This window comes from Haloarcula hispanica ATCC 33960 (genome assembly GCF_000223905.1).
Lineage (GTDB): Archaea > Halobacteriota > Halobacteria > Halobacteriales > Haloarculaceae > Haloarcula > Haloarcula hispanica.
In genome coordinates, this window is sequence record NC_015944.1 from 173949 (window position 1) to 191149 (window position 17201).

A 17201-nucleotide genomic window follows, 5' to 3' on the forward strand; every position below is an offset into this window, starting at 1 on the left:
TCAGCCACTCACAGCTATGTTAGAGCGAAATAGTACCCGTCGCTGTTTGCTCCGAGGTGAACAAGACGCATGAACGACCGACAGCAAGAACTCTTGGACTCGGGATTGCTCGTTGGCGGTGCTACCGCTGTTTTGCTGCTTACGATCATCGTGTTTCTCACTCCCGAGGCACAGGAGTACGAGTTCTCGATATATCGGGGCTATCCGATGCTCTTTTGGGGTCTCGTGCTTTTCGGCATTTTTTCGGGCCAACTTGTGATTCTCAGGGCGGCACTGACCGACAGAACCGACTTCCGCTCGTGGCCCCTGGGCGTGGTAATTATCATGGCTGTCGAGGCCGTACTGTTTTTGCTCCCGTACTTTCGCGGCTACCAAGCGTATGACCGCGCAGATGTTCTCACGCACGTGGGCTTTATTCGGAATATCCACTCGCTGGGAGCACTCCCGCCGTCGGACATCTACCCGAACATCCACTTACTGACGTTATTGTTCTCGTATGTGACCGGCATCGACCCGCTTCAAATAATAAACTCGATTTCGGTCATCATTCCACTGTTCTCCGTCCTGGCCTGGTATGTGCTGGTGACCTGGCTTTACGACGGTAGACGAGCGCTTCTGACGCTGCCATTTGCGCTCCTGCTCGTCGCTGGTGGGGCATACGTGAACCCATCCCCGTTCACACAGAGTTCACTGCTCGTTCCGTTTGTCCTCTACGTATTTTTCCGTGAGCGCCGGACTCGCTCGCTCCAATCACGGGCGGTTCTGTTGATCGTCCTCGTGGCTGTTGTCATCTATCATCCTTTGACGACCGCATTCCTTATTCTGGGTCTAATAGCGTATTTCGTTGCGAACCATATCGGGAGCTTGACCCCCTCTGTGGACACGATTTCTCCATGGCGTGGTTCTACTGGGAAGGGAGTCACCATCCAACTGATGGTTGCACTGTTTTTCTCGTGGTATTATACGTTCGAGCCGATATTAAACCGAAGCAGAGAGGCGATTCAGGGCCTTCTCGGCACGTCAAGCGGTGGTTCGGAACTGGATAAGTACAGCTCCGTGGTCAGCGAAACGTCCCCGCAACTCAGCGATATACTAGTTATCGGCTTCGCAAAATACGGACTCTCTGGAGTGTTGATGGGTATCGGCGGGCTCTATCTGTTACTGATAGCGTACGACACGCTGACCGATATGCCTGAGATATCCGAGTACGAACTATCGTTTTCGCTATCTTTCATCGGTTTCCTGGGTCTGGCTGTGCTGTTTTTGGTATTTAACCTTATCGCTGGCTTCGGACGGCCGTTAATTTATGTCAATATCTTCGCTGTTTTGCTATCCGGGTCGCTGTTTTATAAACTCTACCAGCGGTACGAAATGAGACACCTAGTTACCGGTTTTCTATGCTTACTACTGCTCTCTCATACGGTGTTTGGCGTTGTGACACTGTATCACTCCCCTTTAGCAGCGGAAACCAGTCGTCAGGTGACCGACAAGGAACTCGAAGGCTCACAATGGCTGCTTGACAATCGAAATCGGTACACGAAGACCGTCGAGTACGGGATTTCGTTTTACAGGTTTAGCGACGCGTATCACGGCAAAAACAAGTCTTCTCGTCGTGAAGTTATCGACCCGAGCAGCCCGAGGCCTCCGGATCATTTCTCGTACGACCGCAACGCGACGCTGGGGCCGTCGTACGACAGCGACCGGTATATGATAATCACGAAGAAGGGTCGGGAGTTCTATCAGGAAATGTATCCGGAGTACGAAGACCAGTGGAGATTCCGACCGGCGGATTACGATAAATTACAGAACGACCCCACCGTTGGTCAGCTATACGACAACGGTGAAGTTCGTATTTATCGGATTACAGCTACCGGGGGAATTACCCAATAACTCAGTGCTTACTCTACTTGAGAGCCGTTACGCAGTGTAAACTTAAGCTATCAGGACCGCCAGTAGTTTCCAATACGAGTAATGTCGACACAACCGAATATCATCTGGCTCACGCTCGACAGCGTCCGGGCCGATAGAACGAGTATGGCTCCGGAGGCCCGCGATACGACTCCAAACATGCAGCGTATTGCGAACCTGGCCGACGGGCAGGCCTTTACGAACTGCATCACTCATGCTATGTGGTCGCTTCCGTCCGATGCATCGATGCTCACTGGGACTTACCCCTCGTATCATGGAACGGGGCTGTGGAACGAGGTCTTACCCGAAGAGATACCGACCGTAGCCGAGCGCTTCTCGGACCTTGGCTATCATACAGCCGGTGTTTCGCAGAATGCCTACTGCAGCGATTCAACCGGTCTGTCGCGTGGATTTGATCAGTTCGACCTCGTGAACAAATCTGATTTCCTCAGTACGGTTGGAGTCCGGACGCTGTTGAAATATGCTCTCAAACTACGGACACATTCCGGAGGGTATACGCTGTCGACGGACCAGCACCGGACAGATTACCTGGCTCTGGATCTTGCTAAACGTCGATTGCGGTCGTTCCAGGGGTCCGAAGAGCCCTTTTTCATGTTTGTGCATACGCTAGGTGCGCATCTTCCGTACGCACCACCGCTGTCGTTCCGAGATACGTTCACGGACACTCTCGAACAGACAACCGATGAAGCAATCGAAACAGCGGTCGAAGTGAGTTCGAACCACTACCGGTCTACGGCGTCCGGATGTGACTTCTCCGATCGGACCGACAACGCTCTCGCTGCGATGTACGATGGCCTCATGTCGTACACTGATTGGTATGTCGGGCAATTTTTCGAGTACCTGAACTCGCTTGATCTGGGTCCGACAGTGTTCGTTGTGACTGGCGATCACGGTGATCTACTGGGCGAAGACGATGTGCTCGGCCATCAACTGTCGCTCCACGACGGGTTGGTCAACGTCCCAATGGTGGTTCACGGACTCCAATCGCTGGCGGATCTCCCGGCCGATACGCTCTTACAGCACATTGACGTGATGCAAGCGCTGCTTTTAGAGGCTGGCGCCAGTCCTGACTCCCTGGACGGATTCCAGGGTCAGGACCCACGTGCTGACCCCCGAACCTATGCTCTTAGCCAACGCGGGAACGACACGTACGAAACAGCGATCACACAGATGACGGAACATGATCCGACTGTCGATACTGATCGCTATCATTCGGGACTTCTGCATGCCCTCCGCGGCAAACGATTCAAATTTCTGCAGTCTGAACAGGGAAGTCAGCTGTACAAACTCCCGGACGAGCAGACAGACGTTCTCGAATTGTATCCATCGGTCGCCGCCGAATACCGGGCCGCGTTTGAAGAGGCCATCAACCGAGTTGGCGAGTCACAGTCGACCGACACACAGCGGACAATGACAGATGAGATGAAAGATCATCTCGCCGACCTTGGATATGTCACGGACTAATCCAATCACGCGGGGCGTAAACACGTTCCCGCTTACAGCACAGACCGATGACGGTACTTTCAGTCCGGGAGACCGTCGCTTCGATTATAAGTAACCGAGATCTTCAAGCCGCTGTTCGGTATCGGATCCCATCGCCTCCTGTCGTGTTTCGTCTACTTCTGGTGTGTGTTCGTTTGTGTCGGTAGCAGTTGCAGTCGCCCACGGTACCTTTTTTAAATTCGGATGGGCGAATCCTTCAGGATGGCCATACAGTCCCATTTCACCGAAGAGTTCACCGTGGTCGGCCGTAATCACGACTTTCTCGGCATCGATGTTTTGCAGCAGTAGTTCGATTGAATCCAGCACGAACCGGAGGTTATCCAGGTATAATTCTTTAACTTCTGTGACGGATGCCGTCCCCTGCTCCATGGCCGTCCACGGATCCGCTTCAACCTCCAGAAGCGGCCGATTTTCCTCGTAGGCCTCTGCAATGTACGGCGTATGTGGCTGTAAGTAGTGTACCACCATCCGTTCGAACTCAGTGGTTCGGGCGGTATCGATAGCGTAATCGGTCATTACCTGTGGCGGGGCCTCAGGGAAGTAGTCGTCATAATCGTGATTGTGGACGTGGAGGAACTTCTTGAAGGCGTCTTTTTCCACAATATCCCAGTCTGGCCACATTACCGGAATTGTATAGGCCTTTGGTGGGTATGTCCGGTCCTCGAATGTCTGTGGAAAAAACGGGTTTGAGGTCACTAACGCCGTTTCCGCGATCTCCTCCTGATAGTCGTTTGTGAACGTCTTACTGATCCATTCGTGTGACGCACTGCCGACGGACCAGATCGAACCGACATCGTCAATGAACTCATACTCGGGTGCAACTGCTTGGAGTGCGTCGACACGACAGGCATCGAGGACGAGAAGCAAGTCCCAGTCGCGTTCGAATATATTCGTTCCGATCGGATACCTGGTTGTCAGTGTGTAGTAGGGACCATTGAACGCTCCGCGAAGCGAGCGGGCGATGTCCGCCGGATGCTTGTTCTGGATCCCCGACGCCAGTTCGGTGAGCCAGCTTCGAGCGTCGGTATGCATACACCAGCCATCGGCGTATTTGGGTTTAGTTATGCTTGCAAAAACCGTTCCAGAACGACTGTCTCCCGACACTATGTACATTCAATGGCCGAAAACAACGTTGTAAAACGAGCTATTCGCCCCTCGTTCGATTCGCACCTGTCTCAACGTAAACCGATCAAACAAACTTGGAAGCAGGGCCACGCCGGACGGCGCATCAGTTGTTTTCGAGTTCGTTCACTTTTTCAGCAAGACTGATAATATCCGACTCGATACTCTGGAAGTTCTCGTTCAGGGGGATATGCCAGTCTAGTACGCCCTCTGCCGGCTGATTGTAGCCCCCCAGGTTTCCGAGGTTGATCGACCCGCTGGTCTCCTCCGTCGTCTCTTCGGATTCGTTTGTTCCGTCGGTAGTGCTCTCGCTAGTTCGTGGACCGACTTCGCTTTTGGCCACCGTGTCCGGCTTCAGCTGAGTACTACCGGCCGCGGCTGTCCCGACTGTGACGGAACTGAGACTACCGATACCACTCGTTCCGTCGTGTCTGACTTCTTCAATTGACCCGGACGAACTCTCGTCAAAGAAGAGAGCAATACCATCGTTGTTCGGACTGACATTGTGTACGGAGATGGTTCCGGATGTTCCCAAGTCAACACCTTCCGCATAGATACCCATGCCTGAGTAGCCGCCAAAGGACCGCATGCCATCGTTTTCGACGTTTCTGACTGCAACTTGATTGAGTGTCAGAGTACCGTGGCCGCCGCCACCGAGGTCAATTCCGGGACCCCCACAGTTCTCAATGACAACGTCCTCCAATTCAAGCGAGCCACAGTCGTAGTTGTCGTTGTTGGTCTTGATTCCCCGAGTCGTTCGGCTCCCACCAGCGATGTAGGTGTTCCGAAGAACCGTCTTGAGGTTGCCCGGGTCGATCTTTACTGCGCCGAGTCCAGCAGAGAAATAACTCCGTTCGACGATGACTGTCTGGTAGTCCGCGGTGGTGTCATCTCCGATATCAATATCGGTCCCTGCGCTGTCCTCAATGAGACACCACGAGATGTTTGTGGTTTGTTTCGACGACTGATTCAGATTCAGCGCGTGCCCGGCCGAGACATCTGGATCACCGCAGCGTGAGAACTGACAGTACTTGAAGTCTCCAGCGATATCATCGCCAAGCTGGACGCCAAAGTTGAGTGAGTTCTTGATGACGCAGTCGCGCATGGTGAAGGTTCCGCTCCCGTCGTACACGCGGAACCAGCCACTCCCTGGAGCACCGGATTGCTGGCTGCCGTTCATATCCATCGTCAGCTGTTCGAACCGAACACCTGTCATCTGTGACCCGTCGCTGCTGCGGGCGCGGAACATCATGTGCCAGCGTGACTGCCCTCCGACCATCTGAAGGACTGTCGAACCGAAACTCTCACCCTTCCACGTGAGATTATCCCAACTTCCGTCCATCGGATAATCGAGCGGGAAGGGACTGTTGGAACCGACAAGGTATGTGCCGGCCGGGAAATAGACCGTTCCACCTGGGGACGCAGCGTCAGCCGCCGCTCTGATCGCGGCCGTGTCGTCCGTTGAACCGTCTCCGACAGCACCGTGGTCGGTAACATCTTGTGCCATGGTTACAGCACCTCCGTGTCAGGAGTTGTGTCCTGGTTGTGTAGTGCTAATACCGCGCTCGTCCGGGTCAGCTCCGCGAATATTTCTGGTTTCACACGCCAGTAATTACTAATTACTCTAATAACCGTTGTTCCGATTTAGCTCATTTCGATAAAATATTGGATGTTGATACTCTCTCTTACTACCCGTATTGTTACCAGTCAAATACTCTTTTCCGGTTTTATTTGCTGGTAATTCGAAGCACTCCCATTCGGAGTAGAAATAATGAGGAGTGGTAGCCTCCTCCTAACTCCGATATATCGTCAGTAGCTGTATGCCATCGCCACTGTCCAGTGGTAGACAGGCCAGCGACTTCGTATGGTCTTACCCACGAGGTGGTCGACCGTTCATTTGTATCCAAGGTCCTTGAGACTCTGTTCGATCTCTGCTTGATCGATATCTGTCAATTGGCTCCGCGGCGATTCCGATCTGATCGTTCGTCGTGACTCATTCGAGACGACGTGCCACGGGACCTGAACCAGCTCGTCAGTGTAGACTCTGATCGGATGACCGAACCAACTAACAGGAAACGGTGAAAGCCGTTCTCCGAGCGCCTCGCCGTGGTCTGCACTGATAACTGTCTTTCCCTCTAATTCTTCGACAAGGCGCTGAACGTGTTTTAGTACATACTGGAGGTTATCCTGATACGCTGCTCGGATAGTGTCCGTATCAACTGAACTTCGCCGCACATACTCACGCATATCCACCCGTTTCTGTTCGAATCCGTCGATATCAGTTCCGATATATGGATGGTGCGGTTGCATGTAATGAATCACCAAGCGTTTATTCGGATACTGTCCGATCTTATCCAGCGCGGCCTCAGTAACGGCCTCCGCACTGGGGACAAACCCGTCTGCTGCATCTCGTTCTACATCATAGTACGCGTGGAATTCACAGTCGAAGTCGTCGCTATTCTGGAGGTCGAGATACCATCGGTTACCGGAGATTACGACAGTGTCGTGCAATCGCTTCCCATTGAAATTCCCTCTGACGAACTGTCTGCTTGTGCTTCCCCGAGATTCACGCATCTCTATCGGGCCGACAAACGGGGTCGTTGCAGTGTAGGCGTCATACCGGCACGCATCAAGTAGAATTAGATTGTCCCAGTCTTCATCGGCGATGATATCGGTCCCGGAAGTGTTGTACTCCACACCCCCCGTAAACTCATAGTACATCTTATTAATTCCAAGTCCAATAAGGCCCGGATCCCTTACCGCTTGCAGAAGGAATTCCGGATTATCCCGGAGACTTGCGAGTACTTCCATATGTCAATTTGCCACTCAGTTTGTGCTACTAATTATTAAGCTCCTACCTTGATTGGATAGTCTATATCGGACGGACGGCCATTATCACTGAGAGGTTATTTTTACAAATCACTTCGTCCGTGGCCCGACATCACTTTCGGATACTACATCCGGCTCTAGTGGGTCGCCTCCCTGAGTCTCGCGTGCCACTGTTACACCGTCGTTTCGGCCGAGGCCCCCTGTCCCGTCGTGAATGACTTCGTCAATCGAGCCCGACCCCTCGAATATTTTCAAAGCGGGCCCGCTGTTGTCCGTCCCAACGTTATGAATCGAGATCCGCCCAGAGGTTCCGAAGTCCAGTTTCTCCGTTCGAATCCCTCCTCTATCATTCCCTCGTTCAACATTGTTTTTGTCCACGTTTTTTATTGCAACTTCATTGAGTTGGAGCGTAGAGCGGTTCGGTAAATCCAGGCCGGGCCAGCCACCTCCGTCTATCAGAACGTTATCGAGTCGTATGTCAGCCATATAGAAGTCAAACGGATTCATTTTAACCGGAATCCGTGTTTCTGCGTCGCCAAGCATCTGTGTATTCGTTACGCTCACTGAGGCGGCTGTGGGATCAACTTTCAGCGCTCCAAAACTATTCTTTATTATACACTCCTCGACTCGGACTGTTTGTAGATCTTTGTTTTCGTCTGTCCCTACATCAATCGAGACACCCCGTTGGTTGGTACAGTAGACGTTCTTAATCACCGTCTGGGTCTTCTGAGCGGTCTGGTTTGGAGTGATCGCATGGGCGTAGGACTCGTCCCCGTTGTCTTTGAACGTACAGTATCTGATGTCAGCATCCATCCCACCGACCATCTTCACGCCAGAGTTGCGTGTCGAAGTGACCACACAATCCCGCATTGCCAACTGACCATCAGCGCCGTTCGTTCTAATCGCGGTTCCGACGCCGCTTTGCTTATCCGAGTTGAGATCAATAGTCAAATGTTCGAGACGTATCTCGTCATCTTCACTACCTGTTCTCGGTGTTATGTGTAGTCCATAATGGACTCCATCTTGTCCGGGTGCCATGACGAGTCTTGCTGTCTCCTGTTCGGGACCGCGGAGCGTGACGTTTTGCTGTCTCTGGTCAAGAGTGATAGCGCCCGGCAGGTCACGCTGTGGACTTATCAGCACTTCTCCGGGAGGGAACTCAACTATTCCGTCCGGTGCGGCAGCATCTATGGCCCGTTTTATCGCGGCAGTATCGTCAGTCTCTCCATCGACGCTTGCTCCGTACTCAACTACATCGGCAACCACAGGCGTCTCTTGCTGTTGTGGTGTCTGGTCGTTCGGACTGCTGTCGGTACTGGGACTAGGACTGGGCGTGGGACTGTTGTCGTCACCATCCGATGGTTGATTCCTGTTCTCGCCCCGAGAGCTTGAGTCAATCGCGTACAGTCCTATGCCAGTTCCAGAGATCCCCAGAGCAGCTAATAGGCTCCGACGGGTTAGTTGCTTGTCTGGCATTTACAAACTGTTTTGCCCTTGTTACTGCAGAAAGCTGAGAGAGCTGTGACTATATCGCCCAAATACGGGATAGAGTATCTTCGAGAGTCGCGTTGTCGCTTGGTGATATCCCCCAAAGTGTTCACCATGTTACGAGAGAGAAGGAGACTCGCAGTAATAAATATACTGAGCGTACTTGGGGATACCTGTAGTAGATACTGTTTTCATTGCCTCACTGTTCGGGTAGCGTTTATATAACTAAATTCCACAACAGCGAATTCTCAGCTACCAGTTGCTCCGATGATGTGTCCTGAGAAAACTACGGTAGCCATGAAAGAGCGTTCATACGATAAGGAACGGTGGTCGTAGTGTCGTACCTTCACAGCCTGCATCAACCGGTTACAGGCGATTTCAGGGGCCCAAGACATCAGATAACACAGTTACCGAACCGATGACCGAAAACGAGGGACATTCGGCGAATCCGCTTGTAACGGTAGTAATAACCACCTATGACCGGCCGGAATTCCTACAGAAGGCTGTTGACACAGTCACTGCGCAACGATACGATCCGATTGAACTCATTGTGGTTGACGACCACTCACCGACTCCTGCTGACGATGTTCTCAACGACCGAGATCCGGATTTCGAACGCTTCGAGATCCACAGGCACGCCGAGAACCAGGGCGCAAACGCCGCTCGGAACACCGGCATCGAGGTCGCCTCGGGCGAGTACATCGCCTTCTTAGACGACGACGACAGGTGGGATCCTGAAAAGATAGCCACACAGGTCAATGCGTTTCAGGACAGCGGTCCCGAAGTCGGTGTCGTCTACACTGGACGGAAAGTAGTGGACGACGACGGGGGCGTTACCCGAGTCTGGGCACCAGACCAGCCAGACGGAGATATGACGAAGGCGTTGCTCTGTCGGAACGTCGTCGGGACACAGTCTTCGGTCATGGTCCGTTCGGATATCGCCAAGGAGACCCCCTTCGACGAGACGATACCCCGATGGGCGGATCTGGAATGGTACGTGGCGGCATCGACGAAATGTGAGTTCGCCGCCGTCGACGAACCGCTCGTCATTTACGACCGTCGCGCCCACAATCGTATTTCTGATGACTACGAAGTCCTCGAAGAGAGCTATGAGCTGTTCATCGAAAAGTACCGCGACCTCGCGGCCAGTTACGGACCGCTGTTCGAACGGAAAATGTTAGCCTGGTCTGCCTACCGGGTCGGAAACGCATCGCTGAATGCGAGATACTACGACATGGCTCGACGATATTTTTTCCGGGCACTTGCTCTGTATCCGTTTGAACCCACGTTTCTCATTTACGCTGCAACTACTGTTGGCGGTCGAACGACTCACAGAATCAGCCAGCACATCAAACGAATCCTCCCGCATCGCCTCGTACCTATCAGCTAAATACTATTTCGTTCAAACTGTGTTGTCTCGGGAAAAGCACTCCATAACAAAGCCCACGAATTCCTGTCTTGAAGACATGATGTCTAGTGACCTGTCCCATGGCCGATACTGCGGCGGGGGTGAGAGTTAGTGGCGAACGCGACGGCGGCGTTCGTCCTCGGAACCCGGCCGGAAATCATCAAGCTCGCGCCAGTCATCAAGGAATGTGATCGCCGTGACGTATCGACAATCGTTATCCATACGGGTCAACACTACTCGAAGTCCCTGGACACGGTCTTTTTCAGGCAGCTTGACCTTGCCCCACCAGCGGTCAACCTCGATGTCGGATCGGGAAGTCATGGAGAGCAAACCGGTGAGATGGTAATCGGCATCGAACAGCACCTGAAAGACGCAGACCCGGACGTGTTGTTCGTGCAGGGCGATACGAACTCCACGCTTGCTGGCGCGCTCGCGGGAAGTAAACTCGATATCGAAGTGGCACATATCGAGGCGGGACTCCGGAGCTACGACCGTGATATGCCGGAAGAGCGAAACCGGATCATCATTGACCATGCGGTCGATCACCTGTATCCACCTACAGGGGAGACCGCAAACCTCCTCAGGGAGGAAGGGATTTCGGATAATCGGATTACCGTCACTGGAAACACAATCGTCGATGCTGTTATGGCTTATGACGACACGTCATCGTCGGTGAGTTCGATTCTGGCAGATCTCGACCTCTCACCGGGTGAATTCGACCTGCTGACAGCCCATCGCGCCGAGAACGTCGACGACAGAGACCGGTTTGCGAATATTCTCTTCGGCGTGGCAGCAGCCGCAACACGCCGTGAAAACGACGTGATCTATCCCGTCCATCCGCGTGCGAAAGACCGGCTTGAGGAGTTCGATCTCTCGGTTCCGGACTGTATTCGGACAGTCGAACCGCTGGATTTCTTCGATTTCCTGCGGCTAGAGAGTACGGCTTCGCTGGTCTTTACCGACTCCGGTGGTGTTCAGGAAGAGACCTGTGTGCTGGGCACTCCGTGTGTCACCCTCCGGAACGGAACCGAACGGCCTGAGACTGTGTTTGCTGGTGCGAACTGTATCGTCGGCCATCGGCCGGATGATATTGTCGCCGGTGCCCGACAGATGCGGCCAAAGGTTGGCGACTGGGAGCTGCCTTTCGGCGACGGGAACGCATCCGAGTACATCTTGGATGACCTCGGCTTCGATGCGTCACACCGCACGAGACAACCCCAGGAGCGTGCGGCCAGTAGTGGCGGAGTAAAGGAGCCATAACTTAGCCCGCGTCTATCGAGTTGTTCACTAATGGTGTCACGGGTTCTGGCTAGTGCTGTTAATCATCCCGACAGTATCAATCCGTATATCGGCCTTTTCAACCATCGAATTATCCGCTCATTGCAGGACAGTGGACTGTCCGTGGACGCAGTTGCGCCGCGGCCTTTTGCACCGCCTGTTGGCCCGAAATCGGAGTACAACATGTTGCCATCTGTCGAGGAGTGGGACGGATACGACGTGCACCACCCCCGGTTCTGGTACCTCCTCCCAAAGCGACTGTTCTACGGCCTCTCGGGCGATTCGTTCGCAAAGCGAGTCTCGGAATACGTTGATGAAACGTTTGAGGAGCCCGACCTCGTTCAGGCGTGTCACATCTACCTTGACGGGTACGGGTTACTGCCGTACTGTCGTAACCACGATGTTCCGCTGTTTGTCGTTTCACACGGTCATTTCATGAACAACTACGAAGACCTCGCTCGGGGTGTCCGGTCACGGGTCGACGAAACGCTCACGGCGTGCTCAAAAGTGCTGTGTGTGAGTGATGCACTCGCTGATACCGCTCGCTCCCACGTCTCTTCAGAGAAAGTCGAGACCGTCCCTATCGGCGCAACCCCTGAGCGCTATCCCACTGACCAGGAGTCACAGCTCCGCAGGGAACTGGGCATCGATGCTGACGCCACCGTGGCACTGTTCGTCGGCGAGTTCTGCGAACGAAAGGGTATCCCGGAGGTAACGACTGTCCTCCCGGAACTGTCGCTTCCTGATACCGAGTTTGTCTTCATCGGCCACGGTGGGGCACAGCGCTCGGAACTTCAAGCGGCGCTGGCAGAGAGTGATTTCAGTGGCCGCCACGTCTATACGGGCATCACATCGCTGGCGCTTCGCCGGTGGCTGACCGTCGCTGACCTGTTAGTGTTACCCAGTCGCGCAGAAGGCCGACCGACAGTTATCTACGAGGCAATGGCGGCTGAAACCGCCGTGTTAGGGACGGATATCGGTGGTGTTTCCGAGCAAGTCGTCGACGGAGAGACCGGCGTACTCATCCAGCCTCGCGATGCGACCGCGCTTGCCGATGCACTGGAGTCGCTTACCACCGATTCTGACCGGTTAGCAGAACTGGGGTCGAACGGCCACCAGCGACTCGTCAATCAGGGCTGGACCTGGGACGGGTACGCTACCCGCGTTCGGGAACTGTACGCGGAGTTCGAAGGCAAGGGCCTGCAGACATAAGAGCGACCCAGACGACCATACTGGAAACTCGGACGCGAAGAGCGAAACGAATTACAGAGGTGTGAACACCGGACGGTGTCAGTCCTCGATAGATGTGAGTGGCTGAAACACGGTCCCCACCTGAACCCCCGTTGCCTCGTCTCCGTCACGGGTTACGTCTACCGTATCAATATCGTCCGTGCTCAAGAGAAATCCAAACGAAACGTCCGAGCCATCCGTCCGAAGGGTTATGCCCGTCCGTGGCATCGAGCGTCCAAACTCGGGATAGTACGGACGCTGGTCGCGGATAATTCGGTCTGTATCCAGCGGGTAAATATGTGCGATTCCGGTCTCTGAACCGCCCTCTAGGGAACTGACGACCAGATGCTGCTGACCGTCGGACGGTGTCGACCGGACAGTGACGGCCGGGTCTAGGTGCAATCGACTCCGTATCGGAGCGGATTTTTCGGCCGAGACAGTGTCCCAGACGAGCCACCACGTGTCAGATCCGTAGATGTGCCGGCGGTGACTGTACTGTGGCTGTGACGAGGACTCGGTTCGATAGTGGCCATCAAAGCACGTCAGACCATCGCGGTGCTCGTACGCGACTTCCGGTTCGATTCGACGGCCGAACAAGTAGCTTCCCCCAGTCTGAATGGGCTCTACGTCGTCGTATTGAACCGTATTATGCGCTTCGACACTCCGTGAGTACTGGCGCTCCGTCGTTGGCAGGTACTCGAATACTCCCGTGTCCGTGAGGATCCGCTGCCCGTCGGCCCACCAGAGGACAGCGAAGTGGTCGTTGTGCGAATGGGCGGGGAGATGCGGCGGGCCGATTGCACCACCGTCGACGAGGAGGCGGCTCCGACCGGTTCCGAGCCAGTAGTACCCCGATGCAGTGGGCGCGTTCTGCGCGGATGTGGTCTCATCGGTCGGTTCAATGCCCACTGCACGGGCATACGCGAGACAGCTCTGCAGAGGCAAGGCAAGACCGAACACCGAGTCGTTCAGGAGTGGTAGGCGTCCGTCGGGTGGCTCCATGTCACGGAGGAACCGAACGCCCGCAGTCGCGACCCGCTGAACCTCCGGAGGGATTTCCCGACCGACTCGTTTCAGGAGGTCGATGACAGTCAGATACCGCGTCACCGTCACAGCGTGGTACATCGGACTGCGCTCGAAGTGGCCGCCGTCCGCACGGAACTGTTCGGCCGTTTCGACGAGCACATCTAGCCCCTGTTTGACCCACTGCTGGCCGGACTCGGGGAAAAAAAGACCGGCCATGACCAGCGCCGCACCGTTCTCGATGAGGTGGTTCCCGCCGATATCGTGTTCGACGTGATTCGAGAGGAACGCGGCGTTTTTGTAAACGAGCTTTCGGAGCCGTGCCGAGTGAGGCGGTTCAAGCACGTCCTCAGCCCAGGCATAGAATCTGACCAGATTGAGGATCCGAAGCGAAACCGCGTGGGGCGTCCACGAGCGACGCAAATACGCCGGCTGACCGATCCGGTTTGACCCCGATCTGTCCCAATCACGAAGCCATTGTTCGAGGGTTTCTTCGACTGCGGTGCAGTCAGTTGGCGACTGATACCCCAACACTGGCCACATGAGGAACGCGAATCCATGAAACTGGAGCCCCCACAGCGTCGACGGTTCGGGCACACCAGCCCCCACCCAGTCGACGCCGGACGCGGACTCGACTGTCACTGTCCGATTTCTGAACGTCACTTCGCCGGCAGCGATGCCCTGTGACAACTCGCGGAAATCGGTTTGTCCTGACGAGGGTAATGCGTCACGGAGCAAAGCAGTGTTTCTCGCAACGGGATCGGGTGCGCCGGACAGTGATGCCGGAACCGACCCCTCGTAGCGAGCGTCGAAATCGACTGGAACCGCTGGCACGATGAGATGACGGAGCTTTCGCTCCGCTATCCCGGCCAGTTGCCGGGGCTGCATGTTTCGTGCAGTGTGATACAGCAACGGCACTCGGTCGCGGTCCAACAGCGCGGTGAGCGTCGTATCACTCATTCCGTGGTCCGGCGTCGGTTGTCGTTCCGTGGTCAAGCGCGATGTCCGTTCGGTTCGATTCTCCAGCTGGAGCCGTCGACGTACCGTCCATAAGCTGACGTATCTGGTCATCGAAACGGACGGCGATATGGCTCCGGTCGTAGGTCGGACTGACGTAGTCTTGCCCGGATTGCCCCCGTTCGCGGCGCTTGGCTTCTGAGGCGAGTAAGCTGTCAAACGCAGTTGCGATACCGCCGGGATCAGGCGTAGTGTGAATACCACCGCCGGACTGCTCGATGAACCGTTCGAGCTCACCCTGTCCAGTCGTAACGACTGGTAGTCCAGCGCCCATGTACTCGTACACCTTCGTCGGCATGGCGTAGTCGAGTTCCGAGTCGTCGAGTAGCGGCGCGATACCGATGGCGGCGTCGTCGAGTGCTGCTGGAACCGCTTCGTGAGGTATCGGGCCGGTGAACTCAACGGCGTCTTCGACGCCTCCCTCCGTGACGACCTCCCGCAGGTGCGGGACTGCGTCGCCGCTGCCGATCAAATAGAGTTCCGCATCGTTGTTGAGCCGCCCCATCGCTCGGATACACTCATCGAGCGCCTGTGCGTGGCCGATATTACCGACGTAGACGATAGCCGGGTCGTCGCTGTCCACCACCGAATCGCCCGATTTGGTCGAAGCGAAGCGGTCCATGTCGACGCCGTTTGGAACCAACAGGAGCTTTTCAGACAGCGCGGCACCGTACTGCTCACAGAGATGGTCGCCTAATGTCTCCGTCGTCACTGCTATCGCATCCGACGTATGGAGGACCTGTCGCTGGAAATACCGGCTGCCGTGCTCTATGATCCCATCTTCGGGAATGAATCCCAGCGACACTGACGCATCGATCCAGAGATCGCGGACATCTACCACCCAGAGGGAGTTCGTAAGCACCGTGACAAAACCCGCAAGCCCGGTCGAAATCGGCGGCGTCGTCGTCATAACGACATCGTACCGTCGCCGAGTTATCAAGAGCCACAGGAACGCATGGAGTGCAAAGGTGACATAGTAGGCGAGCCTAGACACGATTCCCGGGTTCGGTTCGGTCGGTTGCCAGGCCCAGAGCCGGCGCACTGTCACGTCCTGTTGTCGAATCTCTTTCGACCGGTACCAGTCCCGGTCGAACGAACCGTGTGGGAAACACGGCGGTGGTGCAACCACCTCAACGTCCCATCCCCGGGAATCGAGGTTGGTCGCCATGTTCTGGATCCGTGAAGCATGGCCGCTCTTGTCGGGGGGATACTGCTGGGAAATAATTCCGATCTGCCGTGTTCTCTCTGACATCTGGACTACCTCCGAGAAAGCGTCTCGACGGTGATTTGGACGGCTCGATGCGTCACATTACCATCAGCTCTCTCTCCTCGGGAATCCCTCTGGCCGGGAGTTCGCTTTGGCGTTTGATGGCGGAAAAATCGTTGCAGACGGCACCGGCCGGGACGATACGTAAACATCTGTCAGTATCCTCTCAATGAACTGAATTTGTTAGTTACGGCCTACAGTTCGAGACGACGGTCAGCACAGATTTCATCCACTCCCTAAATATCATCCATTCAGCCTGCCGATGTATTTAGAGTCGCTAACCAAGGTATTGGATATACAAGTGTGTCAAAAATGCCGGAACTATCTATCATCATCCCTACGCTGGACCCCAACATAGAGTTCAGTTGGGAAGAGAAGTTGGTGGACGCCGCTGTCGAGGGCGAGATCCTCGTCTGTACCGAAGGCAGTGCTGCAGCAGCGAGAAACAAGGGGATCCGTGAGGCGAACGGGGAGAAACTAGTCTTTCTCGACGACGACTCAGTCCCGAAAGGCGAGTACTTCGACCGCGTTTCCGAGCTGTTGGACGAATATCCGGCTGTTACCGGTCGTATCCACGACACCGGATCCCCATACACACGCGGCCTGTCTGGCCAATACGATCAGGGAGATAATGGACACGTTACTGACACAGTCGTCGGCTGTAATATGGCGATTCGCCGCGATGTGCTGGAAGATGTCGGTGGGTTTGACGAACGTCTCCCGTACGGGCATGAAGAGGTTGAACTGATAGATCGTGTTTTCGAATCCTACACCGTGTGGTACTCGCCCGATCTGCTGGTCGAACACCCGTTCGCCGAATCCATTCCGGACTATTTAGAAAAACAATACCGGCACGGTAAAGAGTCCATTCCGTACTACAAGATCAGAGGCGAAAACGTTCCGAGGCGGATTATGAGATTCATACTGATACCGACATATTATCTCGACTCAACCGTGTCGAAATCGATTATCAGCACCGTCGGACAGGTCGTGAGCAATATCGGGATGCTCCACGGTTACCTGACGTATGAACTGGCGAGTTCGGACCACCTGACTACAGCGGAGACCGATTAGATCGGGGACGTGCGACCGGAACCAACCACGATA

The 17201-nt window shown here is 54.9% G+C and carries 12 protein-coding genes and 1 pseudogene; 6 read left to right on the forward strand and 7 right to left on the reverse strand.

All coding sequences use genetic code 11. The features are described from left to right. Nucleotides 1–69: 69 nt before the first annotated feature. Together HAH_RS18090 and HAH_RS18095 are read left to right on the forward strand one after the other, a co-directional pair. Nucleotides 70–1890 carry a hypothetical protein gene (locus HAH_RS18090; protein WP_014031151.1) on the forward strand — a complete coding sequence of 607 codons (1821 nt, stop codon included), beginning with the start codon at nt 70–72 and terminating at the stop codon, nt 1888–1890. 81 nt (nt 1891–1971) lie between these two features. Continuing rightward, the gene (locus HAH_RS18095; protein WP_014031152.1) at nt 1972–3393 is read left to right on the forward strand and encodes a sulfatase; all 1422 of its coding nucleotides are present in this window, start codon (nt 1972–1974) and stop codon (nt 3391–3393) included. Between the two features lie 84 nt (nt 3394–3477). On the opposite strand, the gene HAH_RS18100 is transcribed toward HAH_RS18095, so the two are convergent. The 5 genes and pseudogenes from HAH_RS18100 to HAH_RS19400 all read right to left on the reverse strand — a co-directional run bounded on the left by HAH_RS18100 (nt 3478) and on the right by HAH_RS19400 (nt 8859). Further along, a complete protein-coding gene (locus tag HAH_RS18100; RefSeq protein WP_014031153.1) occupies nt 3478–4464 on the reverse strand; it encodes an alkaline phosphatase family protein in 987 nt (328 codons plus the stop codon). 196 nt (nt 4465–4660) lie between these two features. Beyond that, nucleotides 4661–5734, reverse strand: coding sequence for a right-handed parallel beta-helix repeat-containing protein (locus HAH_RS18105; RefSeq protein WP_324603371.1), 1074 nt, complete (start codon nt 5732–5734; stop codon nt 4661–4663). A 201-nt stretch (nt 5735–5935) separates the two neighbouring features. Then, nucleotides 5936–6061, reverse strand: a pseudogene (locus tag HAH_RS20440) (glycosyl hydrolase family 28-related protein); the annotation flags it as partial. Nucleotides 6062–6447: 386 nt separating this feature from the next. Then, on the reverse strand, nt 6448–7365 hold the full coding sequence (locus tag HAH_RS18110) for an alkaline phosphatase family protein (protein ID WP_023843000.1): 918 nt from the start codon (nt 7363–7365) through the stop codon (nt 6448–6450). A 108-nt stretch (nt 7366–7473) separates the two neighbouring features. Next, nucleotides 7474–8859 carry a glycosyl hydrolase family 28-related protein gene (locus HAH_RS19400; protein ID WP_014031156.1) on the reverse strand — a complete coding sequence of 462 codons (1386 nt, stop codon included), beginning with the start codon at nt 8857–8859 and terminating at the stop codon, nt 7474–7476. A 430-nt stretch (nt 8860–9289) separates the two neighbouring features. On the opposite strand from HAH_RS19400, the gene HAH_RS18125 reads away from it, so the two are divergent. From HAH_RS18125 to HAH_RS18135, 3 genes are all read left to right on the forward strand, one after another. Next, nucleotides 9290–10261 (forward strand): glycosyltransferase family 2 protein, encoded by a 972-nt coding sequence (locus tag HAH_RS18125; protein WP_014031157.1) that lies wholly within the window; start codon nt 9290–9292, stop codon nt 10259–10261. A 129-nt stretch (nt 10262–10390) separates the two neighbouring features. Continuing rightward, nucleotides 10391–11539, forward strand: coding sequence for a non-hydrolyzing UDP-N-acetylglucosamine 2-epimerase (wecB, locus tag HAH_RS18130; RefSeq protein WP_014031158.1), 1149 nt, complete (start codon nt 10391–10393; stop codon nt 11537–11539). 30 nt (nt 11540–11569) lie between these two features. After that, nucleotides 11570–12769 carry a glycosyltransferase family 4 protein gene (locus HAH_RS18135; protein WP_014031159.1) on the forward strand — a complete coding sequence of 400 codons (1200 nt, stop codon included), beginning with the start codon at nt 11570–11572 and terminating at the stop codon, nt 12767–12769. 78 nt (nt 12770–12847) lie between these two features. Here the strand turns inward: HAH_RS18135 and HAH_RS18140 are convergent, their stop codons facing one another. Next, the gene (locus tag HAH_RS18140; protein ID WP_023843004.1) at nt 12848–14770 is read right to left on the reverse strand and encodes an alginate lyase family protein; all 1923 of its coding nucleotides are present in this window, start codon (nt 14768–14770) and stop codon (nt 12848–12850) included. Next, on the reverse strand, nt 14763–16079 hold the full coding sequence (locus tag HAH_RS18145; protein WP_014031161.1) for a glycosyltransferase family 4 protein: 1317 nt from the start codon (nt 16077–16079) through the stop codon (nt 14763–14765). Before HAH_RS18145 ends, HAH_RS18140 begins: the two co-directional genes overlap by 8 nt. A 327-nt stretch (nt 16080–16406) precedes the next feature. Between HAH_RS18145 and HAH_RS18150 the strand changes: the two genes are divergently transcribed. Further along, nucleotides 16407–17168 (forward strand): glycosyltransferase family 2 protein, encoded by a 762-nt coding sequence (locus HAH_RS18150; protein WP_014031162.1) that lies wholly within the window; start codon nt 16407–16409, stop codon nt 17166–17168. The last annotated feature ends 33 nt before the right edge of the window (nt 17169–17201 follow it).